We start from the raw sequence: 24,935 nt of genomic DNA, 5'->3' as shown, positions 1-24,935 counted from the left end.
CTTCTCTCTTTCCTTCCGGTTTTTAAGAATTTTCATCTCACTTATCTGAGCTTGACTTGTTCAGTTTCCAAAGAGCAAATGTCCCGCCGCTTTCAGTTTTCTACACCTTCGTTTCCTGTGCTTCTCGACCTCAGCGACAACTTTTATATATTACCGCGTTCAGCTCCCTCTGTCAACTACTTTTTTGCCCCTTTTCTTTCGCTTCCTTAATTTTGACCCTTTTTGCCAAAACTCTCTCCACTCTTTACTCTGGTTCCCTTTTTTCGTTCACTCTCGCACTTACTCCTGCTTCAGCCTCAGCGACGTACATCATTATATACCCTCTCCCGTAATCTTGTAAATAAAAATTTTATCTTTTTTAAAAAAATAAATTTAAAATATACCTATTATTTTTTGAAACTATGTTTCATTAGGGATTTGCCGTCTTCTATCCATCTTGGTAAACTTTTTTTTATTGTTGAAAATCCTATATTTAATCGATGATCGGTAAAAAAATGTTTTTTATTATCTAAAGTATTATTACTTCTTCTTTTTTTATTTAGCGAGGCAAAGTTTTTACTTTTTTGCTCTAATACTCTCAAAGATAATGAAATTTTTTGATTGTACTCATTAATATCAATGATCATAACCCGAACACGATCACCGATATTTGCTATTTTATGAAGATTTTTTACATAACCATTTTTTGATTCTGAAATATGAATTAAACCTTGTTTACCATAGTCCAAGTCGACAAAAATTCCATATTTTTGAATACCTGAAACGGTTCCATAAACAATATCGCCAACTTTTAATTTTCTATTCATTATCTAGACCTTACTTATTTAAATTATATAATTATTATAGCAACTATTATTAAGGAATTTTAAAACTGATTTTCAGGTTTAAGTCTTTTTAAATTTTCAAACATTTGTATATAGAATATTAAGTATAATGATAGTATTATTTTTAAAATTAAATTTGATCGTATTTTGATCCTATAAATTCAGTTACAATCTACGTTATATAATCCAAAAGAAAGGATACTAATTATCTCTATTAAGATAAATTAATCAGGTAACCCAAATATGAAAGATAGTAGTGAAAATATTTATGACATTGTTGTAATTGGGGGCGGACCAATTGGTATGTTTGCAGCATATTACGCAGGTCTTAGAACTCTAAAGGTACAATTAATTGAATCTTTAGGTGAGCTTGGAGGACAACTAGAGACTCTATATCCCGAAAAAGAAATGATTAACGTTCCTGGTTTCAGTCAGATTAAAGCAACAGATTTTATTAATCGGTTAGTAAAACAATTAAATGAGTTTCCTGTTAATCTACTATTAAATAACACTGTGGAAACCATCACAAATCATGATGGATTATTTGAAATTCAGACAGATAAGGTTACCTCATATGCAAAAACTATCATCATCGCTACTGGTATTGGGCCTTTTGAACCTAAGAAATTACCATTATCAGTAGATCAAGATATTGAAAAAAGATTTATTTCATACTACGTTAAAAACCCTAGAGCATATCAAGGACTTAATATTGCAATAACTGGTGGTGGCGATGGGGCAATTGATACTGCTTTAGAGTTAATGAATTATGCTAAACAAATTACGATTATCCATCGTCGAAATGCTTTTAGAGCTTTAGAATCCAATATGGTTAAAATAGAAAATTCTGAAGTTAAGCTTCTGACCCCATATACTATTTCAGGACTTGAAGAAAATCTAAAAAATAAAGATGGACGTTTAAAAATTTATTTAGATAAAGTCCGCGATTCAGAGGAAAGACTCAATATTAATGTTGATCGACTAATTGTTAGTTTCGGATTTAAAGCCAATAATCGCATTCAACAATCTTGGGGATTAAATTTAGAAAGAAACTTAATTGTTGTTAACTCAAAAATGGAGTCTAATCGAAAGGGAATTTTTGCAATTGGGGATGCTGCCATTTATCCCAATAAACAAAAAATCCTCGCCAATGGTTTTGGCGAGGTCCCAATTGCCGTTAATAGTGCAATTGAAGATTTTTCACTTACTAGCAACAGGAATATTCATGGAATTGTTCAATAACAATTCTTTTTTTATTTGTCTACTTATTAGGAGGTTTATCAAAAATAAAATCAACATTAATAAAACAAAAAAAATTATAAATTCAATTTGAAAAAACTCCTCTGGCAAAACATTAATGATTGGGTCTTTTGCAGGATCAAAAATCCAATTGGAATTTCGAAACAAAATATGGTGGAATTCTATAAAAAATTGATCAAAGTTTGTTATTAAAAAAATAAATACAAAAATAACTGGAAGGAAAGAAAAAAAACGAACTGATTTTTTTAAAGTTAACCATCTTTTTTTACTATACGCATTTTTAAAAACAAAAGCAGAAGTTACAAGACTAATAAAAAAAACAATGTTATTAACAATAAATAAATTCTTAACCTCAATAAAATGTTCTAATCCATTAGAAGATTGAACAAAGTTAGGAAAATACAGATTTTTAATAAACGGATTCAAAAGATAATTCAATAAAACCAGATAATTTTTTTGTAAGATCTTTTGAGAAAGACCACTAATATTTATCAAATTAAAAGGTTTAATTATGAGATTAAACACAAACGGCGAAATTAATAAAGCCAATAGAATTGAGCTTGTTAAGGCAAATAAAAAAATAATCAACCCTTTCCCATATGAATAAGCCTGATTAAACAAAATTCCATTCTCCTAAATTATTTAAAACATATGTCGGCTGTCGCTCAACGTTAGCTAATTCTCTTTTATCAGAAACACCTGTCAAAACTAATGCTGTATCTATATCTGAATTCAATCCACCTTTAATATCAGTATTATAATTATCCCCAAATAAAATTAGATTATCTTTTTTAATTCCTAATTCTTCGGCAATTAGATTAAGCATAATAACATTTGGTTTTCCGATAATTATTGGTTTAATATTAACCGCAAATTCAACAAGCTTAATTAATGCTCCTGCACTAGGAACTAGCCCCTTTTCATTAGGAATTACTCGATCGGGATTGGTGCCAATAAAAGCAGCTCCATTTTCAATCGCTAAAGTAGCAATTTCAAATTTACGATAGGTTACATCTTGATCAAGTCCAATAACAACATAATCAGGATTAACTTCATCGTAAACAAAACCACGACTATATAGTTCAGTCTTCAATCCATTTTCTCCAATAATATAGATATGAGGATTTTTTTTAATCTTATTTTTTTCAATATAATCAGCCGTAGCTTTGGCAGCTGTATATATAGAAGAAATTGGAACATCAATATTATGATATTTATTAAGCATCTCCAAAATTGCTGCTGGGGTTCTAGTTGTGTTGTTGGTTACTAATCGAAAGTTTATTTTCTCTTTAAGCAGCCTGTTAATAAAACCTGCAGCCTCCGGTATCTTATTTTTTCCTAAATATATTGTTCCATCTAGGTCAATAATATATCCTAAATATTTTTGTTCATTCATATTTGTCTAAATCCTTTATTTTTTTAAGTAAGAAGAATGGGCAATTAAATGAGCAAAACTCATTTAAAAAATCTTGACAGGTAGTAATAACTTTATATTTGTTCTTACCCTTGTCTTCATAAAAACCGGTTAGTCTTAATTGATCATAACTAAGATCTCCAAAAATATAATCGAACTTAGCAAATAATCTGGTATAACGGTGTTTTAACATTTCTGGATCTAAACAATTTTTATAATTATCAATCACTTTATACAAATATTTGCCAATTTTAATGTTTTTATCTCTAACTAACTTGATATTTTCTTCTTTATAGTCGTACTTATTATTTATGTCTTCACTTATATTCATAATTGTCATTTTTAGTTAATGTTTAATGATAACCAAATCATTATCTCATGTTAATTCCGTTTGATTCTAGAATTCTTTCATAAACTGGTTTTATTGAGGGATCAGTCTTATCCCATACTTCCCAATTATTTAAATCATAATCAGGAATTTCATATCGATCATTAATATATTTTTCATACAATTCAACATCTTTAGAATGGAAAACATTCAATTTTGCAATTCGAACAGCTTTGATTAAATTCTTACCCATTGCATATTCTGCAATTCCATTCAAAAAAATATTAGCAATCTCAAAATAACTTTCACCGTCTAGTAAAGTAATTTCTTCAATTAAATCAAAAATCTGATACCCTCGTTCTGTCATTTTTCTCCTAAATTAAATAATCATTTAGTAATTGGATAAACTTATCATGATCAATAAGTTTCCATTTACTGCCATCTAACTGGTCTAACTCATATGGTTCTAAAACGTAATCTGAAATCAAAACTACTTCTTCATCTTTAAGTATTTGAACTCGATCAAGTCTTTTCTTATGGTAACAAAAAATAAAAAATTTATTTCCATTATATTCATAAGAAATATCAAAAACAGAATTGTTTAATACCTTTATCTTATCGTATCCCATTTTACTACATAGGTGATAAACCAAATTCACAAACTGTAAATGATCCATATTTTTAATTTTAGTTTCAGATAAATTCAAATATTTAAAAAACTTACGGTAAATGACTCGAATAATTAAAAAAAAGCCAAGAAGTAAAGCAAGATAGAAAAAAAAATCCACAAATCTTTGCCAACTAACTGCCAAGAGATCGTGAATAAATAATCCATAAACTACTGTCAAAAAAATCAAAAATACGGCTAGTAAAACTACTTTTCTTTCTTTATTTTGAAAATTCAACATTTATTTTAATTTTTTACTCAATTCTTTTAAGTATTTTTTAAGATCATCTTTAACTTCTGGGTGATTCAAACCATACTCAATATTTGTCTTTAAAAATCCAAATTTATTTCCAACGTCATGACGTTCCCCACGAAATACATGAGCAAAAACCCTTTGTGTTTGATTCAAACTATCTATTGCATCTGTCAGTTGAATCTCTCCGCCCTTTCCCGGCTTAGTCTTTTCAAGATAATCAAATATTTCAGGAGTCAATAGATATCTTCCAATAATTGCAAAATCTGATGGAGCTTTATCAGCTTCTGGCTTTTCGACAAACCTTTTAACACTATAAAGATCTTTTTTAATTTCGCTAATTGGATCAATTACTCCATATTTTGAAACTTCTGAATGAGGCACTTGCATCACCGCAATCGTCGAGGCATGAGTTTCGTCATATGCATTAATCAACTGTTTTGTTAAAGGAATCCGATCATTCATTAAATCGTCACCGAGCATGACAACAAAAGGTTCATTAGCAATAAATGATTTAGCCAAAGAAACTGCATCTCCCAATCCATTTGGATAAGGCTGACGAACAAAAAACATGTTAACCCCGATTTCAGTAATTGATTGAACAAGTCTTAAGAGATCGTCTTTATGATCCTCTTTCAGCTTCATCTCCAACTCTGGAGCTGAATCAAAATGATCCTCAATTGATCTTTTTTGCTTCCCTTCAACAATTAAAATATCTTCAATCCCTGAAGCTTTTGCTTCCTCAACAATAAACTGAATTGTCGGTTTATCGACAATCGGCAGCATCTCCTTTGCTTGAGCCTTAGTTACAGGTAAAAAGCGAGTGGCTAAACCTGCAGCAGGAATTACAGCTTTCCTAACTTTCATTTGTTTTCTCCTTTTGTTTTTTGGGAATGATTTATAACATTAGCATAGCGATAATATCTTGTTAAATCTAGTCTTGTTTTTACGTTTTTACGTAAATCAACACTCTCTATGACGGCATGGGTTGAAACATAATCTTTAACTGTTAGAATTGCACCTTTTTGTTGAGAATAATATTTAAAGTTCAAAACATACGTTCCGCTACAACAAACTTTTACATGACTACCAGAAATAGAAATTACTTTCTGATCAATTAATCGCTGAATCTGATGGGTATTCAATTTTAATCCAACAGGTGATACGACCTCTTCGATTAGATCAATAGCGTGAAAAATTTCACCTAAGTATATTTCTTTATTTCTAACTTTAATTGAACTTCGATTAGCTTTACTTTTGTCCTTATCAAGATTTATTCTTAGAAAATTACTTTTAACATTTTTTACTAAGTCAAGATTATCGCCAAAAGGTATAAATTGAACTTCTGCACACATATCTTAAATACCTTTTCTTTAAAAATCTGTAACAATGAAATGTTACCACGATTATTTTTTAAAAGAAAACAAATATTAATAAAGATCAATTCATAAAACTAAAAAAAATCATGAATCAACTGTCATGTACTGACCATCAACCCATAAATCTGAGCCTAAATTAAACCAATATGTATTCCCTACAATTGCCTTCTTAAAAACTTTCCACTGAGTTTGATCATTGATTCGCCGACCAGAAAAAGTTTTTTTATTACCATAACCTCGCCACAAATTAATGCCATAACCTTTTATATATTTAACTGTTCCAATTGGCGTTCGTCCCGTATTTTGGCCTGACAGATAATCATTTAATATCCATTGATTTTGACCTAATTGACTCCAAATTTTTCCATTGTTATCAGTAAATTGTTTTATAATCGTCCAAGATGTTCCATGAAACACAAATGTATCTGTTGGCATCCCTCCAGGAGTCTGATAAATTCGAACCCCATAATTTGGCCGATAATTTACATACACTTTTCTCCCTGCATTTGAATAATCGTAACTACCCTGGCTATTAGTTTTTAAATTATAAAAACTAACACTGTAGGTATAATTATTAATTAAAGAATTATTTTTTGAAGATTTTAAATTCAAGTTTGAAAAAGAAATTTCATATTTTTGATCACTAGATAAGTTTAAGCCACGGGGAATAAAAGAATATACAGTGTTATAACCGCCGTACTGGCTCTCATAATAAATATCATTAGAATTTACAGTTATACTTTTACCATTATTCAAATTCTTAATAGTAATTTTAGGCTTATTGTTTTTATTAATAACTGAAGCTTGATTAAAACCAATGCTCCAGCAAACTGGTTTCAAAGGATTAGTACTATTCATTAATTCTAATGGAAAAAGATCCGTTGCTGGATAGGTCAGTGGTTCGACCAAATTCTTATCATAATTTCCATCGTATCCTCCACCCCAATAAAATACTTGATACCCTAAAGCATAGTAATCTTGTCCATTAGTAATCAAAGTGTTTTTATTTGCTGGATCTGTGTAAATTGTTCCGGTACCATAACTTTTCATTGATTGAGACAACATCCAATCACGATGACCAACACTATTAACATCATAATTGTTACTATCAATAACAAAGCCCATTATATCGTCCCAAACACTTTGCTTAGAATAATTAAAAAAATTAGTAGGAACGATATTTGCAATATTTCCCTCTCTAGTTGCATCAGAACCCTGTTTCCAAACTTCATTAGAAAGATAAGGTGGTTTAGTCAGTCCCTGTAAACCATGCTGAACATTAGAGCCGTCATTTTTGGGAACAGCTGCCATATCATAAGCACCAGTGATTGCTATACTATTGTCATTTTTATTTTGAACAATGGGTGCTAAGCCAAATAAAGATCGAACAAAATTATAAGTTTGATCATAACTTTTTAAATACTTATCAGAATTAATTCCCGTAAATGATGATGATGAAAAAGCTGGGACTTTAGAGTATACATTTTTATAGTAGTAATTTGTTTGATCTAAATTACGATACTCATTTTGAAAAGCACTAATTTTTGTTTTTTGTTCTTCGGTAAAAGCACCTACCAAGCTATAAGAACTAAAAAAAACAAAAACCCCTAAAAATAAACCAATAAACCTACGGCCTGCTTTCATAATTTGCCTCCTGATCATAATTATATAAAAATTCACATAACTTTTAAAGAATCATGAAATTAGATTAAGATATCTTTTGATAAAATTGTTTTATGCAGCGAAAAACAAATAAACAAAAATTAAGTTCTAAAGAATTAATCAACTTAATTGAAATATTAACAATAATTTTAATCTTAATTTTTATTTCTTTTTTTCTTGGACATCTTAGTGGAAACAAGCAAAAAGTAATAAAAAATATTGAGCCTAAAGGTTTACACTCATCAACTTTTTTTATGGGCAAAACTTATTCTGCTGTATATAAAAGTACCGACATCAATTCAAAAAGTTCTGACATAACACACAATATAACGATCTATTTTAAAAGTGACGGCACGATGATTGAAAAAGATGAACAAATAAATCCTAAACAATCAAATACAAATGATCTGCCTAATAAAATTACAGTCTATTCAGCAACTACTGAAATAAATAGTAATATTATTCAGAGCAAAACTAGTTCTCTAGTAGAATCTAAATACAATTCTCACAAAAAGTTAAAGGCTAAACTACCGTATGATGTTCGAGCCAGAGGACAAGCTTTTAACTATCCGCTTAAGGATACTGATCCAAAACAATTTCTCTTTTCAATTAATAACGATTCTCTTTTAGCAATTACTAACGATGGTCACATTGTCAAATTGGTCAAGTCAACTGAAAGACTCAACTCTTTAAAAGAATACGCACAAATCTTCGGAAAACAAAGGGACCGTAACGATCAGGCAAAAAGCGAAGAAAAAGATGATGCTGATAACAATAAAAATCAATTAGTTCAAACTCAAGAAAATAGTGATGGAGTATATTTTATATTTGGCTACTTTGAAAATGGTAAAGATAATCAATACACAGTAGATTTAAAAATTTCAAATCCAACCAATAAAACTCAGTATGTTACGCTAAATCAAGTAATTTTTCAAAGTACATCTAACAAGTATATTCCTAATTCTAACTATAAAGGACAGATCGAGATTCCTTCATTTAGCTCCAAGTACTTACCTGCTTTTTTCGATAATATTACATATAACGATATATTTGGTCAGTTTATGATTTATTATTCTACCGAAACTAATCCAATTATAAAACATGATTTTAGAGGCAAATTCCCATCCAATTTTAACGAAGGACAACTAGAAAATTCAGGTATTTGATTTTTTTAATTCAAGAATAGTACCGTTTATAATTCCTCCAATAATTATAATTTCTCCCAACGCGTTAAGCCAAAGTAAAAATACAATCACTGCACCTATAGTCCCATAGCTATCCCAATTTCGACCAAAATATTTTAAATAAATTCTAAACGCCTGTGAAAGAATGATCCAACCAGCTGAAGTAAAAATGGTTCCAGGCATTGCGTCACGAATTCTAATTTTTCTATATGGCATGAAAAAATAAAGAAAAAATAATACTGCAAAAAGCACAATTAAAACTACCGGCCATTTTAATGTATTGTATAAATCGATATATTCTTTAGCTATTTTAAAAATCGGCTCAATCATCTTAATGATCATCTCGCCAAAAATCATAGTAATTGCAATTAAAACCACAACAATAAATAAAAGAAATGTGTAAAAAATAGACACTATCCTTTTAATAATAAAGTTCTGGTTAACCTTTGTGTTGTACAGCTCATTGATTCCTTGATTTAAGATATTTAAAACTCGACTCATTGCCCACATAAAAACTAAGAATGAGCCGATCAGCAGAAAAGTATTTGAAGAATATTTTAATGATTCCGTAATTTCTTTTAAAAATTTAACCGTCGGACGCGGTATTACATAAACCAAATACTCATATAGGGAATTTAAATTAAAATTTAAAAATGAAAATAGATTTCCAATAAAAATTAAAAGCGGGAAAAAAGAGATCAATAAATAATAGGCAAATGCCTTAGAAAGAACCGCAACATTTGCCTTTTGAAATAACTCTGAAAATTTCTTGATAAATAATCTTGACCGATTAAAAAATCTATTTTCTTTTAATTTTAATATCATGTAATTATTACTTAATTAAATATGGTTCGTCTTCAGGATCTCCCTGGGAAGTAAGAATTTTAGGTCCATCTTTAGTAATTGCAATAGTGTGTTCAAACTGAGCTGAATAAGATCCATCTTGACTGACATAGTAGGTCCAATCATCGGCTTGAACTTCCTTAGATTTAATTTGCCATGTACCTGTATTGATCATTGGCTCAATCGTAATGGTCATTCCTTCTCTTAGCCTAATTCCTTGACCTGGTTCACCATAATGTGGAACCGCAGGCTCTTCATGAATAGAAGGTTGAATTCCATGACCAATTAAATCTCTCACATCTCCAAAATGGTGCTCTTTTTCTGTAAAACGTTGAATTACTGAACCAATGTCTCCAATCCGATTTCCAATCACAGATTTCTCAATTCCCATATAAAGAGATTTCTTCGTAACTTCTAATAATTCTTGATGCAAAGAAGAAATCTCCCCCACACCATAAGACCAGCAAGAATCACTTTGATAGCCTTCATATTCTACGCACATATCAACCTTAACAATATCACCATTTTTTAAAAAAAGATGCCGACGCGGAATTCCATGAGCCACTTCGTCATTAACACTAATACAAGTTGCGTATTTATAACCGTCAAATCCGATTTGAGACGGAATTGCTCCATGATCTTCAATATATTTCTTGGCAAACTCTTCAATTTCCCAGGTTGAAATTCCTGGTTTTATAATATTTCTAAGATGGCGATGAACTCCAGCTAAAATATGACCAGATTTTGCCATGCCTTCTATTTCACGCGGTGATTTAATTGTTATCAATGTTTCATCCTATCTAAATTTATTGTATTTTCTAATCTCCATTGTAATTGTTGTTTACTTTTTTACAAATTAGAAAAAATATTTTTAAAAGTTTTGCTATCAAATTTTATCCGTTATATTATGTTATGGTATGCTTTAAAAAATTGAAAAAATTAATTAAAGGAGTTCTAAATGACTAATGCATTAGTTGTATATGCTAGTATTACTGGCAATAACGAAGAAGTGGCAGAAATTGTTAATGAAGAATTAAAAAGACTAGATGTTAACTCTACACTCAAAGAAATTTCAATTACCAATGCCGATGAGTTTGAAGACGTCGATATTTGCGTTGTCTGTCCTTATACATACGGTGAGGGAGATTTACCTGAAGAAGGAATGGACTTTTATGAAGATTTACCAACTTTAGACCTTAAAGGAAAAGTGTTTGGCTGCGCTGGATCAGGTGATACCTACTACGAGGAATTTGCCACAGCAGTTGATGATTTTGCAGACCAATTTATCAAAGCTGGTGCAACTAAAGGCGCAGAAAATTTAAAAATCGACCTTGCTGTGGATGAAGATGATTTAAAAAATATTATCGAATTTACCAAGAGTCTAGTAGCTGCCGTTGAAAAAAATAAGTAATTCTAACTTTAAATTTAAAACCTTTATTGTCTATACCTTTTTCGGCTTTTTAGCATCAGTTGTTAATATTTTAATTTTCCAATTACTCTATCATAATTTAAGGCTGATCAATTTAGTTGCTAATTCTATTGCCTTTGTATTTGCTAATATTCTAAGTTATTATTTGAATCGTAAGTTTGTTTTTAAACTACCAAAAGGAAATCTTCATGAAATGTTTGTTGAGTTTTCCACTTTTATTTCTTCAAGAACTCTTACCTACTTTTTAGATATAACTTTTATGTTTATCTTTGCCACATTACTTAAAATGAATAATCCTATTCAAACTCTGATTTTAAAAGCCGTCGACCAAATAATTCTCGGATTAGTAAATTATTTCTTTTCTCGAGCAATTTTTGTTAGTAGTGAACAAAGAATTCAAAATCGAACAACTAGACAAAATCAATTGGACGATCCTTAAGAATTCCAAAGTGGTATTTTATAGCTTCACTAATCCGTACTGATGCATTGCCATCTCCGTACGGATTTTTTGCTTTCGCCATTTTTTGATACTCATCGCTATTAGAAATTAAAGAAGATAAATTTTCTTTGATAACTAATGGATTGGTTCCTACCAACTTAATTGCACCTGTTTGAACTGCTTCAGGTCTTTCAGTTGTATCTCTCAATACTAAAACTGGCTTATTTAAAGCAGGTGCTTCTTCTTGTACCCCACCAGAATCAGATAGGACTATAAAGCTCCTTTTTATCAAATTATGAAAATGAACTACATCAAGAGGATTAATTAATTTAACTTGTTTAGAACCGGCAAATACATCATTTGCAGCTTTTTGAACAGCAGGAGATCGATGAACTGGATACACTAATTCTAAATTATTATCAGTTTGAATTACATCAAGAATGGCTTTAAACATATCTTCCATTTTTTGTCCTTGATTCTCTCTTCGATGAGCAGTTAATAAAATGATCTTTTTTGAAAAATCAATTTCTTTAAATTCCGATGAATCAAAATTATCATTAACCGTATATTTTAAAGCATCAATACCAGTATTACCGGTGATAAAAATCTTTTTTTCATCTTTATTTTCTTTTAATAAATTTTCAAAATTCTTTTTAGTTGGGGCAAAATATAGATCCGTTAAATCATCAACCATCTCTCGATTCATTTCTTCGGGATAAGGAGAATATTTATTCCAAGTTCTTAAACCTGCTTCAACATGACCAATTGAAATTTGATTGTAAAAAGCGCTTATTGCAGCAGCAAAAGTTGTTGTTGTATCGCCATGAACCAATACTAGATCAGGCTTTTCATCAATAAAAATTTGATCTAATTCAGTGATCACTTTTGTCGTAATACTGGAAAGTGTTTGACTCTTTTTCATTATATCTAAATCATAATCAGGCTTTATATCAAAAGTCTGTAGAACTTGATCAAGCATTTCACGATGTTGGGCAGTAATAATATTTTTTGTAATAAAATTATCTGACTCTCTTTCAAGCTCCTTAATTAAAGGAGCCATTTTAATTCCTTCCGGTCTTGTACCGAAAACAGTCATAATTTTAATTTTTTTATCCATTTAATTCCTCTTATTCTTAGATTATTTATTACGACTAATATACATTATTTGCTGTTAAGACCATCGTTTAAAAGTTTATTGAACGAAGTATACGTCTGACCCGGAAAAACCGCAATTCGAGGAAGACTATATAAATTATCATTAGAAGTTGCTATATTTCCTCCCATTTTAAGCCCTAACCAGTAACCAGCTTCTTTTGTCTGATTAATTACACTAGAATTATAACTTCCGAGTGGATACGAAAGGGAAATTATTTGATTGCCAAAACTTTCATTAAGAATATTAAATGAGTTTTTAGCTTCATCAAACTGAAGCTGCGGAGTCATTTGATCGAGTGCTTTATGACTAACCGTATGTGACTGAATACTCATTCCCGCTTTTTGAAGCTCTTTTAATTGAGATGTTGTCAAATTCCAACTCTGATTAATAGCATTAGTAATTTGAAAACCAGTAACATTAATATGGGTTTCTTTAATCAAATTCAATACATTAGTATTCCAAGATTTATAACCATCATCCATAGTTACCCACACCAAATTATCAGCAGGCTTTCGCTTAAGAGTCAAAACGTAATATGCCTCTTCAGGATTTAAGAAATAATAGTTTCCTTGCTTAAGCCAAGTCATCTGTTCTTTAAATTCACCAAATGGAACTTCCCATTTATTATCGGGCTGATCATTTTGAAAATCATGGTACATTAAAATTGGAAACTTAACTTGATATTGAATTGGTCCCCAATTTCCTGCAATATCATATGCTGGACTAATCCAACTGTTTCTTGCGATTTGATACCATGTAAAACCGTCAATTACCTTTGTAGCTAAATAACTTTGAGCAGTTGACAGTGATGTTTTATTTTTTAATTTTTCATCTTGAGCATGATAGTAAATAGGAGATTGATGAATCAAACGAATCTTAGCATCAGTTAAATTTGGAATCGAATTACTTTCTTGATCAAGAGTAACCCACTGGTCATATCCGACTTGATACCAATAGACATCATTAACTTTTTTAACGGACAAAACTTTCCATTTAGAATTTGTTGATAGATCCTGATAAGTATATTGTCGATTATTGCCGAAGTTTTTAAAAATCATTACTGGATGAGACTTTACTGTTATCACTTTACGATCAAAATTATTAAACTGATCTGCAGTAGAAACCCACTGATGGTTGCCCAGCTGATACCAAATGTTATCTCCATCGTATGTAACAGATTTGACTTTCCAAGATGAATTCTTTGGTAAAATTCGTCCAGTTTTCAAAGTATCAGAACTATCTTCTGGATATAAATTACTATCTTTATTTAGTTTTATCACGCTTGGTAATTTTTCTGAAATCCATTGATCATTTCCTAAATTATACCAAGCGTGATTATTTTCTTCTTGAACATCAAATACCTTCCAAGAAGAATTCTTTTTTAGTTTCCGATGTAAATCTGTACCCCAAACACCATAACTCTTATAAATTTTTTTGTCTTCATTTAACTTAATTTTACCAACAGCTTCAACTTTATTAGCCGAAACAGATACGAAAACAAACACAAAAGATAGCATAATACCCATTTTTATATTTATTTTATTTAAAGATTTGATTTTCAATTTCTCTCACTTACACTAATCTTGAATTTTTTTATTAAATTTAATAACTAAACCGTACTCTTTTGAATTATAAACTGGTTTTCCAAGTGCCTGCCGATTACTCAAAGGATAATCTAATGGTTTCAATTCAAATTGATCACCATTTTCAGTTACAATTATAAAATTTTCATTTCTTTCACTAGTCAATAAACTAAAACCAGAGATATTCATTTTATGGCTTGAATTTTGTCTTAAAACTCGTACTCCTTTTTTAGCTCTAGTAGTCAAAGGAATATCTTCTATTTTAATGTTCTTATATTTTCCGTCAGCTTGTAATATACCTATGTATTTATCATTTTCATTTATTATTGAGACTCCTAGTACCAGATCATCATCTTGTAATGAAATTAGTTTAACCCCGGCAGAACGTCCCTTTTGTAAAGGAATTTCCGAAATATTAAATTTCAAGGCAAATCCATGTTGAGTAAGAGTTACTACTTCCTGGTATTCATTAATAATTTCAATTACATTTGTTATCCTGCTTTGATCTGTTTTAAAGTTTACAAATCGAATTGACCGATTTAAATAGCGGCTATGGGGACGTAATTCACTTAAAGAAACCTGTTTAACATATCCATCGTTAGTTGCAGCAACAACTCTTTTGTCTTTTTCACCACTAACTAAAGGTAAGACACAAAGAATTTTTTCAGTTGGCTCTAGTCCAGCCGATTGAGACAAATGAGTTCCTAAGTCTTTCCAACGTGCTTCTTCAATTTCAAAAACTTTGCGATAAATTAAATTGCCATGATCAGTAAAAATAAATATTTCGTCATGAGTATTTAAATCTTTTTCAAGTAAAAATTGATCTCCTTCTTTTAATTCTGCAACGCTTGATTGAGCACTTTTCAGAGATGCACGTTTCAAGTAACCATCTTTGGTCACACCGACATGAACTTCTTCATCCGGCACAGTAATAGTTTTTGCTACTTTTAAAGGAGTAATTTCATCTTCAATTGTTGTTAAACGAGGACTTCCAAATTCTTTACTGATTTGTTTAAAACCATCAATAATGACTTTACCTAAATACTGTGAATCAGAAAGAATTTTTTGATATTCTTCAATTTGTCCCTTTAATTCTTTTAACTCCTCTTCAAGTGTGACAATATCTGTATTAGTTAAACGATATAACTGCAAGTTAACGATTGCTTCACTCTGAGCTTGAGTAAAATCATATGAATCCATTAAGTTCTGAATCGCAGCAAGTCTATTTTCACTGCCGCGAATAGTTTTAATAACATCATCAAGAATCGAAATTGCTTTAATTAACCCATCAACAATATGAGTCCTTTTTTGTGCTTTATTAAGGAAAAATTTCGTTTGTTTTAAAATTACACTTCTTCGATGATTAAGGTAAGCATTTAAAATTTCTTTGAGACCTAGTAATTTTGGTTTGCCATCATCAATTGCAATAACATTGAAGTTATAAGAAACTTGAAGATCTGTATTTTTATATAAGAAATTTAAAATATCTTCAGGATTAACATTTTTCTTTAAATCAATTGAGATTGAAAGTCCAAACCGATCACTTTCATCTCTAATATCTCCGATTCCTTCTACTCTTTTTTCAGCTTTTAAATCTTCAATTCTTTTAATTAAGAGTGCCTTATTAACCTCATAAGGAATTTCGGTCACAATAATTTTTTTCTTACCCTTTTGATCATCAATATGAGTCTTACTGCGCACGATTACTCTACCACGACCCGTTTCATAAGCAGACACTAGGCCTTCTTTACCTTGAACAATTGCACCGGTTGGAAAATCAGGACCTTTGACATATTTCATCAATTGCTCAGTGTTAGCATTTGGATTCTTAATTAAGTAGATTAAAGCTTCAATAACTTCAGTCAGATTATGAGGTGGAATTTGAGTTGCATAACCGGCCGAGATTCCTGTTGCTCCGTTTACTAATAAATTAGGAAATGCTGCTGGCAAGACCACAGGCTCATAAATCGTGTCATCAAAGTTAAGCATCATATCAACGGTCTCATTGTTGATACCCTCTAAAAGATGATGAGAGATTTTACTTAAACGTGCCTCAGTGTAACGCATTGCGGCCGGCGGGTCACCGTCAATAGACCCATTATTTCCATGCATTTCAATCAACGGTGCTCTTAATTTCCAGTCCTGGCTCATTCTAACCATTGCTTCGTAAATTGAAGAATCACCATGAGGATGGAAGTTACCCATTATATTTCCGACAGATTTAGCTGATTTTCTAAAAGCCTTATCTGCAGTATTACCATCTTGATACATTGCATAAAGGATTCGACGCTGAACTGGTTTTAATCCGTCTCTAACATCCGGCAAAGCTCGCTCTTGAATAATGTATTTTGAATAACGTCCAAATCGATCGCTAATAACGTTTTCAAGTGGTAATTCTTTGATCCGATCTACCAAATTTATTTACTCCTATCTTGATACTTCTAAAATATTATCGTTTTCATCATGATCCGAAAAATCAACATTATTTTCAATCCATTTTCGTCTAGGGCTAACCTTATCTCCCATCAATGTTTCAACTTCTCGGCTGGCATATTCTAAATCTTCAATCTTAACTCTAAGTAATGTTCTTGTATCAGGATTCATAGTTGTTTCCCACAACTCGTCAGCATTCATTTCACCTAATCCCTTGAATCGCTGTAAAGCATACTTGGTTTTGATTTTTTTAGTTTTTCCTTCTAGTTCATCCTCTGTCCAGGCATACTCAATTTTAGGCTTTTTAATTCCAACTTGAATCTTATAAAGCGGCGGCATTGCAATATAAACCTTTCCAGCTTTTACTAGATCTAACATATAACGATAGAAAAAAGTTAGTAATAAAATCTGAATATGTGCTCCATCGGTATCCGCATCAGTCATTATAATAACTTTATCGTAATTGCTGTCTTTAACTTTAAAGTCCTTACCAGCTCCAGCGCCAATTGCATAAATAATTGTATTTATTTCTTGGTTTTTAAAAATTTCTTCAAGTGATGCTTTTTGAGTATTAAGGACTTTTCCACGTAAAGGTAAAATTGCTTGAAACTTTCGATTTCTGCCCTGTTTTGCTGAACCTCCAGCAGAATCTCCCTCTACCAGGAATAATTCATTGTGCTTAGAATCATGCTTTTGAGCTGGTGTTAATTTACCTGAAATAAGTCCATCATTTTTTTTACCTTTTTTACCTTTACGAACAGTGTCTCTTGCTTTTCGAGCAGCAATGCGGGCAGCTTGAGCTTCCTTAGCCTTAGTAAATATTTTCTGCCCAAAGTCCCCGCTTTCAAGAAGGTAATACTTGGTCTGCTCATAAATAATATTTTCAGTTATTCCTTTAACTGTTGGACTGCCAAGCTTTTCTTTTGTCTGTCCTTCAAACTGAAGCATTTCTTCTGGAACATGGACTGAAAGAACCCCGATCAAACCTTCACGTAAGTCACTGCCATCAATATTTTTTTCTTTATCTTTTAACAGATCACTGCTGCGGAAGTATTCATTAAAAGCTCTTGTTAAACCAGAACGCACGCCAACTTCATGAGTTCCGCCTTCTGGAGTCCGAACATTATTAACAAATGAGTGAAGTTCTTCTGAATAACCTGTATTAAAGGCTCCAGCAAATTCAACCTCTACACCCTGTTCTTTGCCTGAAAAATCAAAAATTTGACCAATTAGTTCTTTATCTTTACTTAAATCCTCAACAAAAGTTTTAATTCCCTCAGGAAAGAAAAATTCATCTTCTTTACCACTTCTCTTGTCTTTGAGAACAAATTTAACATTTTTTAAGAGATAAGCAGATTCTCTAACTCTTTCCTTAATAACGTCAAAGTTAAAATCCGTGTCGCTAAAAATTGTTTCGTCCGGCAAAAAATTAACTGTAGTCCCATTTGGTAATTTTGTTTTTCCTAATTTTTTTAATGTTCCAACTGGATGACCGCCATTTTCAAATTCTTCAATGAAATACTCGCCATCTCGATTGACCTTTACAGTCATTGACTTAGAAAGTGCATTAACCACACTGGAACCAACCCCGTGAAGTCCCCAGAAGTCTTATAAGATGCGTTATCAAACTTGCCTCCTGCATGAAGAACAGTAAAAATAACTTCAATTGTCGGTTTTCCAGATTTATGCATTCCGGTTGGAACTCCGCGGCCAAAATCTTGTACCGTTATTGAACCATTTTTTTCAATTGTTACATCGATTTCTTTTCCGTAACCAGCTAAAGCTTCATCAACCGCATTATCAATTATTTCATAAACTAAATGATGTAGACCATGGGTATCTGTTGAACCAATGTACATTCCTGGTCTTTTGCGAACTGCTTCAAGTCCTTCTAGAATTTTAATATTACTATCGTCATAATTATTTGTTGTCATTTTAATTCCATTTTCATTTAATTATTACTATTCGATTATCAAATATAACGCAAACTTACCCAATCCATCAATAAATTTCTTTTTTTAGCTGTTTTCAAGTTATAATTTATATAGATTTTACTTAAAAGGAAGATTACGATGAGCAAATCATTAATTTTTATTATTCTATGTCTTATTGCCTACTTAATAGGTTCGATCCCTTTTGGAGTTTTAGTCGGTAAAATATTTAAACATACTGACATTCGTAACTATGGCAGTCACAGCATTGGAACCACTAATGCTTATCGTGTACTCGGATTTAAATTAGGATCTCTTGTTTTAATTTTTGATATGTTAAAAGGTACTTTAGGTGCATCGTTACCAATATTTTTCGGTAATTATCCTCATTACTATATAATTATCTGCGGTTTTTTTGCCGTCTTAGGCCATACTTTTTCAATTTTTTTAAAATTCAAAGGCGGAAAGGCTGTGGCCACTGGCGCAGGAATATTACTGGCTTATGAACCATTGCTTTTTGTTTTAACCTGGATAGTTTTTTTAACCACAGTATTTATAACAAGTGCCGTATCAGTAGCAAGTATTCTTGGTTTTATTTTCGTAAACATTATGTCATTTTTTATATATAAGGATCCAATTCTTTCAACTATTGCGTTTATTCTCTTGATTATTGTAATTTATCGCCACCGTGAAAACATTAAACGCATAAAAAAAGGGCAAGAAAATCTTGTCCCCTTTGGCTTAATATATTGGAATAAAAACAAAAAATAACTTTTAGTATACTTCCAGATATTGTTCTTTTTCCCAATCAGAAATATTTTGTGAATAAGCAATCCATTCCAATTTCTTTAAGTTGACAAAACTCTTATAAATATGGTCACCTAAAGATTTTATCACAATATCATCCTTACCCAGCCAATCTAACGCTTCATAAAGATTTTGAGGGAGATCCTGAATTTGATGTTCTTTTCGTTCGTCTTTATTCATTCGATAAATATTTCGATCAATTGGTGCAACCGGATCTAGATCAGATTTTAATCCGTCTAAACCAGATGCCAAAATTGCACTAAATGCCATATATGGATTAGTCGTAGGATCAACGCTTCTTAGTTCTAATCGGGTAGAATTTCCACGATCTACTGGTACTCTCACCATCGGAGAACGATTTCTTCCGCTCCAAGCTATATAAACTGGTGCTTCAAAACCGGGAACTAAACGTTTATATGAATTAACAATCGGATTCGTAATCGCTGTAAAACTTGCAGCATGTTTTAATAGTCCTGCTAAAAATTTTTGACAAATATTTGAAAGCTGCAGATCACTTTTGGGATCATAAAAAGCATTCCCTTGATCATTAAATAATGACATATTAGTATGCATTCCAGATCCATTAACTCCCTGAACTGGCTTTGGCATAAAAGTTGCGTGGAGGTGATATTGCCGGGCAACAGTTCTAACAACTAGTTTAAACGTTTCAATATTATCAGCTGCCTCAACCGCATTTTCATATTTAAAATCAATTTCATGCTGTCCAGGCGACACTTCGTGATGTGCTGCTTCAACTTCAAAGCCCATTTTTTCCAAAACTAATACAATATCTCTACGGCAGTTTTCTCCCATATCAAGCGGAGCAAAATCAAAATAACTCCCTTTATCGTTTAAAATATTAGTCGGATGATCAACATCATCTAATTTAAAAAGGAAAAATTCAGGTTCAGAACCAATGTTAAAGGACGAAAATCCCATTTTTTGCATTTCTTGAATATTACGCTTCAAGTTTACTCTTGGATCTCCCAAAAAAGGAGTTTTATCTGGATTATGTACATCACAAATTAATCGAGCAACCTTGCCATGTTCTGTTCCCCAAGGAAAAATCAAAAATGTATCTAAATCGGGAAACAAATACATGTCTCCCTCCTCAATTCTCACAAATCCATCAATTGAAGATCCATCAAACATAATTTCATTTCTTAAAACTTTATCCAACTGAGATACCGGGACTTCCAAATTTTTTAAAATCCCATTAATATCAGTAAACATTAATCGAATAAAACTAACGTTTTCTTTTTTAACAATTTCTTTAATATCTTCTTTTGAATAATTTTTCCTTGTCATTTTCTCCTCAATCTAACGGATTATTACCAATTTCCAGATAACGCATCATTTCATTACGAAAGATATCACGCGCTTCCTCATCACTAACCGTTTTAAAAGTTGTGTTTTGATAACTAGAAGTTTTTTTCTGGCGATAAGCTTGAATATCTTTAATATTCTCACCACTATCTATCATTTCTTTAATGATTAATAACTCATCGATATCATTTAAAGAAAACATTCTCTGATTTCCCTCACTTCGATGATAGGAAATTAATTTTTTTTCTTCGTAATACCTAATTTGACGAGCAGTTAAATCTGTTAAGGCCATCACAATCTTTAAAGAAAGAATGGGCAAATCTCGTTTGATTTCTTTACTCATTACCATGACCTCCTGTATAAATTATCTTTATTTTAGCTCAGAAACAAGAACTTATGTTAGATTTTCTAACACGGAATTAATGACTAAACCAATTTAATAAATCAGATTCAATTTTGTTATAAACACTGGGATCCTCGATATCATACCAATTTACCTGCATTTTATTACGAAACCACGTTAATTGACGTTTAGCATAATTTCTGGTCTTTTGTTTAAGGAGAGTCACCGAATCGGATAATTCCAATTTATCTTCAAAAAAAGGAAAAAATTCTTTGTAACCAATTGCCGTCGACAACAAAGGATAACTAAATCTATTTTCGTAAACTTTTTCTGCTTCACTCAATAACCCTTGTTCCATCATCAAGTCCACCCTCTTCTCGATACGTTCATAAAGAATTGGTCGTTTGGTGTTCAGTCCGATTAAAAAGGGATCAAATTCTGTCTCATTAGAATCTTGTTCAACAATGGATTTTCCAGTAATTGTTTTTATTGCTAATGCTCTTAAAACTCTTCTTTTGTTCGCAATATCGACTTTATTAAAAGCCTGCTGATCATTTTTTTCTAAGAGAGCTGCTAATTCTGCTAAGTTATATTCTCCGTATTCACTTAGAAACTGTTGGTATTGTTTACCATCTAAAAAGCCCAAAGTATCATTACGTAAAAAAGAGTTGATATAAAATCCTGTCCCTCCCGCAATAATTGGGATTTGCTGCTTTTTTTCGATGATTTCATTTGCTTTTTCTTTAAAATCATAAGCTGAAAATTTTTTCTCTGGTTCAAGGATGTTCACTAAAAAATATGGAACTTTTATTTGCTCAAGATTTGGCTGAGCAGTTCCAATGTGAAAATGTTTATAAATCTGCATCGAATCACCAGAAATAATATATGTATTTAGTTTTTCTGCCAGACTTACTGCTAATTCTGTTTTTCCGGTAGCAGTTGGACCGACAATTACAATTACTTTTTTAATTTTTTTCATAAGTTGTATAATTGAGGTTGTAAATAATTTAGATTGAAGATAATATTCATTTAAACATTAACACAATTTAAGGAGACATTTAATGGCTAAAAAATTTTTAACAGGTTTTGTTACTGGCAGTGTTGCTGCAATTGGTGCAGTTGCTGCTTCTGCTTATGCTTTCAAAAAAACAGTGATTGAACCTACAGAAGAAAGAGCACAGCAAATCGAAGAAAACCGTCGTCGTGCTAATCGTAAAAGTCATCAAGCTCATATGGGATAGTTGTACTTTTACTAGGAATAGAAATGTTCTTTTTTATTTTAATTCAACAAAAAAACACGTGATCTCGTTTATCACGTGTTTTTTCTATATTAAAATTCTCGATAAAATGCTACTTCGTTTCCCTGATCACAAGAAGTAAAACCTAATTTTTCATAAAAGTTCCTAACCGTTGGTGCTTCTTCGGTTAACAAAACTTTTTGCCGCACAGACTTATACTTTATACAAACTCTCTTTAATAATTCTGAACCAATTCCTTGTCTTTGATATTTGGGATTAACTAAAAGATCCTGAATATAAATAATGCTAACTCCATCACCAACAACTCTAATCAAACCTAATAATTGTTCATGTTCAAATGCGCTAACTGTTACGAGTGATTTACTCACTGCTTTTTGTAATAGGTCATAATTATTACAATATGCAAACCATCCAACGCTTTTATATAGATTAATTAGCTGATCTTTTTCAAAACTGTTTAATGTTAAATATTTAATCATTATAATCTCCTTAATTTTAAATTATTGAAATTAAGGATTGAAACGTAATTTTTCCATTTTGTTCTCCCGAACTTTTAAATTAAATAAATGGTATATTATTCGATATAAATTATCAATATATCATTTAAACGTGGATAATATCCGACCTAAGACCGATGAACCTATTCGATTAATTTAAGATAATATTTAAGAACATTAAATAGTAAATTCTGTTTTAACTGTTCACATTTTCTCTCCTTATAAATAATTAATAGATTGTAATGAACAAAAACCACTTGATTCCCCCAAATCAAGTGGTTTTTTTATATTAATGAATTTATTACTCAAATTTGACGTATTTAAGATTCAAACTTCTCGCAACTGATTCTTCGGTTAAATTACCATTATAAGTGTTGATTCCATTTAAAATTATCGAATTTTCCTGAGAAGCTTTAGTGATGCCCTTATTTGCAATTTCAATTGCAAATGAAAGAGTCGCACTTGATAAAGCATCAGTTGCAACTCTAGGTACAGCTCCAGGAATATTTGCAACTGCATAATGAACGACCCCGTGAGTTATATAAATCGGATCATCATGTGTTGTTGCTTTCGTACTTGTCTCGAAAATTCCTCCCTGATCAATAGGAATATCAACAATCACGGAACCTTTTTCCATACTTGCAACCATTTCTTCGGTTACCAATTTAGGGGCAACTGCTCCCGGAATTAAAACAGCACCAATCACCAAATCAGCATTTTTAACAGCATTGGCAATATTATGAGAATTAGATATCAGGGTCTGAACCCTACCGTTAAATAAATCATCAATTTGAGCTAATTTTTGTGCATTAATATCTAGGATTGTAACATTTGCTCCCATTCCGATCGCTATTTTTGCTGCATTAAATCCGACTGTTCCTCCACCAATAATTACAACATTTCCTTTTTTAACTCCCGTAACTCCTGAAAGAATAATTCCTTTACCATGAGCTGGCTGTTCTAAATAATGGGCTCCAATTTGTACAGACATTCGACCAGCAATTTCACTCATCGGAAAAAGCAAAGGTAAAGAGCCGTTTTTATCTTGCATCGTTTCATATGCAACTCCTGTAACTTTCCTATTTAAAAGTTCTTCTACTAATTGTCGATTAGCTGCAAGATGCAGATATGTATAAATGATTTGACCTTCATAAAAATATTTATATTCACTTGGCAATGGTTCCTTTACTTTTATAATCATCTCAGACTGCCATACTTCATCGACAGTCCCAATTTTAGCTCCAACTGATGTATATTCTTCGTCAGGATATCCAGACATCAATCCCGCATGTTTCTCAACGATAACTTTATGACCAGCTTTAATCAAATCACTCACTCCGCTAGGAGTCATTCCAACTCGATGTTCTTCTACTTTTACTTCAGTAGGAATTCCAATAATCATATAGCTCACCTCTTTCCTTTAAAGCGCTTTCATGATTACGCCACTATCATAACACTTTTATTTTTTTTTAAAAGTCAATTAATTTTCAGTAAAATAAAAAAACACTTCAAAGTGTTTTTGATTTCTTCTTAACGTTTCCTTCCCATTTCGCGAAACCGCCCTTAAGCCAATAAACTTCTTTATAATCTTGCTTTTTAAGCTTGGCAGCAACTCTAATTGGAATTTGATCTGATCGTTCATACAATAATACTGGCAAATCTTTTCTAAGTGAACTCTGATATTGTTTAAACATTGCATACGGAATATTTCTTGCTCCCATAATGTGAGCAGTATCAAAATCTCCTTTACTTCTTAAATCAATAATCTGTCCAGTATGAATTTTCTTTTCAAATTCTTGTGGAGTTAATCCTCCCTTTACAATCATTCCTTTGACATAATAATAAAACCAATTGCCAAAAATCCATAATAATATTGCAATTAATACTGCATCAATAACTAAAAGCCAACTTGGCATTT

At 31.4% G+C, this 24,935-nt stretch carries 26 protein-coding genes and 1 pseudogene; 6 read left to right on the top strand and 21 right to left on the bottom strand.

Annotated features, from left to right (window positions below):
* Window positions 1-386: 386 nt before the first annotated feature.
* Window positions 387-806: a CvfD/Ygs/GSP13 family RNA-binding post-transcriptional regulator gene (locus R8749_RS04485; protein ID WP_317698257.1), complete on the bottom strand. Its 420-nt coding sequence runs from the start codon at window positions 804-806 to the stop codon at window positions 387-389.
* A gap of 261 nt (window positions 807-1,067) precedes the next feature.
* On the opposite strand from R8749_RS04485, the gene R8749_RS04480 reads away from it, so the two are divergent.
* On the top strand, window positions 1,068-2,066 hold the full coding sequence (locus R8749_RS04480) for an NAD(P)/FAD-dependent oxidoreductase (RefSeq protein WP_317698256.1): 999 nt from the start codon (window positions 1,068-1,070) through the stop codon (window positions 2,064-2,066).
* On the opposite strand, the gene R8749_RS10795 is transcribed toward R8749_RS04480, so the two are convergent.
* The 8 genes from R8749_RS10795 to R8749_RS04445 all read right to left on the bottom strand — a co-directional run bounded on the left by R8749_RS10795 (window position 2,025) and on the right by R8749_RS04445 (window position 7,769).
* Complete coding sequence (locus tag R8749_RS10795) at window positions 2,025-2,672, bottom strand: TIGR01906 family membrane protein (RefSeq protein WP_425613220.1); 648 nt, start codon at window positions 2,670-2,672, stop codon at window positions 2,025-2,027. The genes R8749_RS04480 and R8749_RS10795 overlap by 42 nt on opposite strands.
* Before the next feature lie 25 nt (window positions 2,673-2,697).
* The gene (locus R8749_RS04475) at window positions 2,698-3,480 is read right to left on the bottom strand and encodes a TIGR01457 family HAD-type hydrolase (protein WP_317698255.1); all 783 of its coding nucleotides are present in this window, start codon (window positions 3,478-3,480) and stop codon (window positions 2,698-2,700) included.
* Entirely contained in the window at window positions 3,473-3,829 is a 357-nt protein-coding gene (locus R8749_RS04470; RefSeq protein ID WP_317698254.1) for a YutD-like domain-containing protein, read from the bottom strand. The genes R8749_RS04475 and R8749_RS04470 overlap by 8 nt, the downstream gene beginning before the upstream one ends.
* A 40-nt stretch (window positions 3,830-3,869) precedes the next feature.
* Entirely contained in the window at window positions 3,870-4,193 is a 324-nt protein-coding gene (locus tag R8749_RS04465) for a hypothetical protein (protein WP_317698252.1), read from the bottom strand.
* Between the two features lie 7 nt (window positions 4,194-4,200).
* Window positions 4,201-4,734, bottom strand: coding sequence for a hypothetical protein (locus tag R8749_RS04460; RefSeq protein ID WP_317698251.1), 534 nt, complete (start codon window positions 4,732-4,734; stop codon window positions 4,201-4,203).
* Entirely contained in the window at window positions 4,735-5,613 is an 879-nt protein-coding gene (gene galU / locus R8749_RS04455) for a UTP--glucose-1-phosphate uridylyltransferase GalU (RefSeq protein ID WP_317698250.1), read from the bottom strand.
* Window positions 5,610-6,101, bottom strand: coding sequence for a hypothetical protein (locus R8749_RS04450; protein ID WP_317698249.1), 492 nt, complete (start codon window positions 6,099-6,101; stop codon window positions 5,610-5,612). The genes galU and R8749_RS04450 overlap by 4 nt, the downstream gene beginning before the upstream one ends.
* Before the next feature lie 108 nt (window positions 6,102-6,209).
* The gene (locus tag R8749_RS04445) at window positions 6,210-7,769 is read right to left on the bottom strand and encodes a hypothetical protein (RefSeq protein WP_317698248.1); all 1,560 of its coding nucleotides are present in this window, start codon (window positions 7,767-7,769) and stop codon (window positions 6,210-6,212) included.
* Between the two features lie 92 nt (window positions 7,770-7,861).
* Here R8749_RS04445 and R8749_RS04440 point away from each other — a divergent pair, with 92 nt between their 5' ends.
* The gene (locus R8749_RS04440) at window positions 7,862-8,953 is read left to right on the top strand and encodes a hypothetical protein (RefSeq protein WP_317698247.1); all 1,092 of its coding nucleotides are present in this window, start codon (window positions 7,862-7,864) and stop codon (window positions 8,951-8,953) included.
* Here the strand turns inward: R8749_RS04440 and R8749_RS04435 are convergent.
* Both R8749_RS04435 and map read right to left on the bottom strand, forming a co-directional pair.
* Window positions 8,942-9,796, bottom strand: a complete 855-nt coding sequence (locus R8749_RS04435; protein WP_317698245.1) for a YihY/virulence factor BrkB family protein — start codon at window positions 9,794-9,796, stop codon at window positions 8,942-8,944. The two genes, R8749_RS04440 and R8749_RS04435, sit on opposite strands and share 12 nt — an antisense overlap.
* A gap of 7 nt (window positions 9,797-9,803) precedes the next feature.
* The gene (gene map, locus R8749_RS04430) at window positions 9,804-10,601 is read right to left on the bottom strand and encodes a type I methionyl aminopeptidase (protein WP_317698244.1); all 798 of its coding nucleotides are present in this window, start codon (window positions 10,599-10,601) and stop codon (window positions 9,804-9,806) included.
* Between the two features lie 171 nt (window positions 10,602-10,772).
* Between map and R8749_RS04425 the strand changes: the two genes are divergently transcribed.
* On the top strand, window positions 10,773-11,225 hold the full coding sequence (locus tag R8749_RS04425) for a flavodoxin (protein WP_317698242.1): 453 nt from the start codon (window positions 10,773-10,775) through the stop codon (window positions 11,223-11,225).
* Window positions 11,209-11,682 (top strand): GtrA family protein, encoded by a 474-nt coding sequence (locus tag R8749_RS04420; RefSeq protein WP_317698241.1) that lies wholly within the window; start codon window positions 11,209-11,211, stop codon window positions 11,680-11,682. Before R8749_RS04425 ends, R8749_RS04420 begins: the two co-directional genes overlap by 17 nt.
* Here the strand turns inward: R8749_RS04420 and wecB are convergent.
* From wecB to parE, 4 genes and pseudogenes are all read right to left on the bottom strand, one after another.
* Window positions 11,654-12,799 carry a non-hydrolyzing UDP-N-acetylglucosamine 2-epimerase gene (wecB, locus tag R8749_RS04415; protein WP_317698240.1) on the bottom strand — a complete coding sequence of 382 codons (1,146 nt, stop codon included), beginning with the start codon at window positions 12,797-12,799 and terminating at the stop codon, window positions 11,654-11,656. The genes R8749_RS04420 and wecB overlap by 29 nt on opposite strands.
* Window positions 12,800-12,843: 44 nt before the next feature.
* Window positions 12,844-14,400: a polysaccharide deacetylase family protein gene (locus R8749_RS04410; RefSeq protein ID WP_317698239.1), complete on the bottom strand. Its 1,557-nt coding sequence runs from the start codon at window positions 14,398-14,400 to the stop codon at window positions 12,844-12,846.
* Between the two features lie 15 nt (window positions 14,401-14,415).
* Window positions 14,416-16,836, bottom strand: coding sequence for a DNA topoisomerase IV subunit A (gene parC, locus R8749_RS04405; protein WP_317698238.1), 2,421 nt, complete (start codon window positions 16,834-16,836; stop codon window positions 14,416-14,418).
* A 12-nt stretch (window positions 16,837-16,848) separates the two neighbouring features.
* A pseudogene (gene parE / locus R8749_RS04400) lies at window positions 16,849-18,788 on the bottom strand (DNA topoisomerase IV subunit B).
* 138 nt (window positions 18,789-18,926) lie between these two features.
* On the opposite strand from parE, the gene plsY reads away from it, so the two are divergent.
* A complete protein-coding gene (gene plsY, locus R8749_RS04395; RefSeq protein WP_317698236.1) occupies window positions 18,927-19,556 on the top strand; it encodes a glycerol-3-phosphate 1-O-acyltransferase PlsY in 630 nt (209 codons plus the stop codon).
* Window positions 19,557-19,559: 3 nt separating this feature from the next.
* Here the strand turns inward: plsY and glnA are convergent, their stop codons facing one another.
* From glnA to miaA, 3 genes are all read right to left on the bottom strand, one after another.
* Window positions 19,560-20,900: a type I glutamate--ammonia ligase gene (glnA, locus tag R8749_RS04390; protein ID WP_317698234.1), complete on the bottom strand. Its 1,341-nt coding sequence runs from the start codon at window positions 20,898-20,900 to the stop codon at window positions 19,560-19,562.
* 7 nt (window positions 20,901-20,907) lie between these two features.
* Window positions 20,908-21,261, bottom strand: a complete 354-nt coding sequence (locus tag R8749_RS04385) for a MerR family transcriptional regulator (RefSeq protein ID WP_317698233.1) — start codon at window positions 21,259-21,261, stop codon at window positions 20,908-20,910.
* Between the two features lie 76 nt (window positions 21,262-21,337).
* The gene (gene miaA, locus R8749_RS04380) at window positions 21,338-22,240 is read right to left on the bottom strand and encodes a tRNA (adenosine(37)-N6)-dimethylallyltransferase MiaA (RefSeq protein WP_317698232.1); all 903 of its coding nucleotides are present in this window, start codon (window positions 22,238-22,240) and stop codon (window positions 21,338-21,340) included.
* Between the two features lie 82 nt (window positions 22,241-22,322).
* Here miaA and R8749_RS04375 point away from each other — a divergent pair, with 82 nt between their 5' ends.
* Window positions 22,323-22,502 carry a DUF3042 family protein gene (locus R8749_RS04375; protein ID WP_317698231.1) on the top strand — a complete coding sequence of 60 codons (180 nt, stop codon included), beginning with the start codon at window positions 22,323-22,325 and terminating at the stop codon, window positions 22,500-22,502.
* 89 nt (window positions 22,503-22,591) lie between these two features.
* Here R8749_RS04375 and R8749_RS04370 read toward each other — a convergent pair whose 3' ends face one another.
* From R8749_RS04370 to R8749_RS04360, 3 genes are all read right to left on the bottom strand, one after another.
* Complete coding sequence (locus tag R8749_RS04370) at window positions 22,592-22,999, bottom strand: GNAT family N-acetyltransferase (protein WP_317698230.1); 408 nt, start codon at window positions 22,997-22,999, stop codon at window positions 22,592-22,594.
* Window positions 23,000-23,318: 319 nt separating this feature from the next.
* On the bottom strand, window positions 23,319-24,419 hold the full coding sequence (gene ald, locus R8749_RS04365) for an alanine dehydrogenase (RefSeq protein ID WP_317698229.1): 1,101 nt from the start codon (window positions 24,417-24,419) through the stop codon (window positions 23,319-23,321).
* 106 nt (window positions 24,420-24,525) lie between these two features.
* The gene (locus R8749_RS04360; protein ID WP_317698227.1) at window positions 24,526-24,933 is read right to left on the bottom strand and encodes a rhodanese-like domain-containing protein; all 408 of its coding nucleotides are present in this window, start codon (window positions 24,931-24,933) and stop codon (window positions 24,526-24,528) included.
* Window positions 24,934-24,935: the final 2 nt, after the last annotated feature.

This window comes from Xylocopilactobacillus apis (assembly GCF_033095965.1).
GTDB lineage: Bacteria > Bacillota > Bacilli > Lactobacillales > Lactobacillaceae > Xylocopilactobacillus > Xylocopilactobacillus apis.
Note: the sequence above shows the minus strand (reverse complement) of the source record. Positions and strands in the feature narration are given on the sequence as shown.

What these genes read in the sequence shown, in the direction of transcription:
- R8749_RS04445 (WP_317698248.1), bottom strand. Translation starts at nt 7,769, where the DNA reads ATGAAAGCAGGCCGTAGGTTTATTGGTTTATTTTTAGGGGTTTTTGTT.
- R8749_RS04370 (WP_317698230.1), bottom strand. Translation starts at nt 22,999, where the DNA reads ATGATTAAATATTTAACATTAAACAGTTTTGAAAAAGATCAGCTAATT.
- R8749_RS04460 (WP_317698251.1), bottom strand. Translation starts at nt 4,734, where the DNA reads ATGTTGAATTTTCAAAATAAAGAAAGAAAAGTAGTTTTACTAGCCGTA.
- R8749_RS04360 (WP_317698227.1), bottom strand. Translation starts at nt 24,933, where the DNA reads ATGCCAAGTTGGCTTTTAGTTATTGATGCAGTATTAATTGCAATATTA.
- R8749_RS04435 (WP_317698245.1), bottom strand. Translation starts at nt 9,796, where the DNA reads ATGATATTAAAATTAAAAGAAAATAGATTTTTTAATCGGTCAAGATTA.
- miaA (WP_317698232.1), bottom strand. Translation starts at nt 22,240, where the DNA reads ATGAAAAAAATTAAAAAAGTAATTGTAATTGTCGGTCCAACTGCTACC.
- R8749_RS04375 (WP_317698231.1), top strand. Translation starts at nt 22,323, where the DNA reads ATGGCTAAAAAATTTTTAACAGGTTTTGTTACTGGCAGTGTTGCTGCA.
- R8749_RS04425 (WP_317698242.1), top strand. Translation starts at nt 10,773, where the DNA reads ATGACTAATGCATTAGTTGTATATGCTAGTATTACTGGCAATAACGAA.
- galU (WP_317698250.1), bottom strand. Translation starts at nt 5,613, where the DNA reads ATGAAAGTTAGGAAAGCTGTAATTCCTGCTGCAGGTTTAGCCACTCGC.
- R8749_RS04465 (WP_317698252.1), bottom strand. Translation starts at nt 4,193, where the DNA reads ATGACAGAACGAGGGTATCAGATTTTTGATTTAATTGAAGAAATTACT.
- wecB (WP_317698240.1), bottom strand. Translation starts at nt 12,799, where the DNA reads ATGGATAAAAAAATTAAAATTATGACTGTTTTCGGTACAAGACCGGAA.
- R8749_RS04485 (WP_317698257.1), bottom strand. Translation starts at nt 806, where the DNA reads ATGAATAGAAAATTAAAAGTTGGCGATATTGTTTATGGAACCGTTTCA.
- R8749_RS04385 (WP_317698233.1), bottom strand. Translation starts at nt 21,261, where the DNA reads ATGAGTAAAGAAATCAAACGAGATTTGCCCATTCTTTCTTTAAAGATT.
- R8749_RS04470 (WP_317698254.1), bottom strand. Translation starts at nt 3,829, where the DNA reads ATGAATATAAGTGAAGACATAAATAATAAGTACGACTATAAAGAAGAA.
- R8749_RS04480 (WP_317698256.1), top strand. Translation starts at nt 1,068, where the DNA reads ATGAAAGATAGTAGTGAAAATATTTATGACATTGTTGTAATTGGGGGC.
- plsY (WP_317698236.1), top strand. Translation starts at nt 18,927, where the DNA reads ATGAGCAAATCATTAATTTTTATTATTCTATGTCTTATTGCCTACTTA.
- R8749_RS04440 (WP_317698247.1), top strand. Translation starts at nt 7,862, where the DNA reads ATGCAGCGAAAAACAAATAAACAAAAATTAAGTTCTAAAGAATTAATC.
- R8749_RS04475 (WP_317698255.1), bottom strand. Translation starts at nt 3,480, where the DNA reads ATGAATGAACAAAAATATTTAGGATATATTATTGACCTAGATGGAACA.
- R8749_RS04450 (WP_317698249.1), bottom strand. Translation starts at nt 6,101, where the DNA reads ATGTGTGCAGAAGTTCAATTTATACCTTTTGGCGATAATCTTGACTTA.
- ald (WP_317698229.1), bottom strand. Translation starts at nt 24,419, where the DNA reads ATGATTATTGGAATTCCTACTGAAGTAAAAGTAGAAGAACATCGAGTT.
- glnA (WP_317698234.1), bottom strand. Translation starts at nt 20,900, where the DNA reads ATGACAAGGAAAAATTATTCAAAAGAAGATATTAAAGAAATTGTTAAA.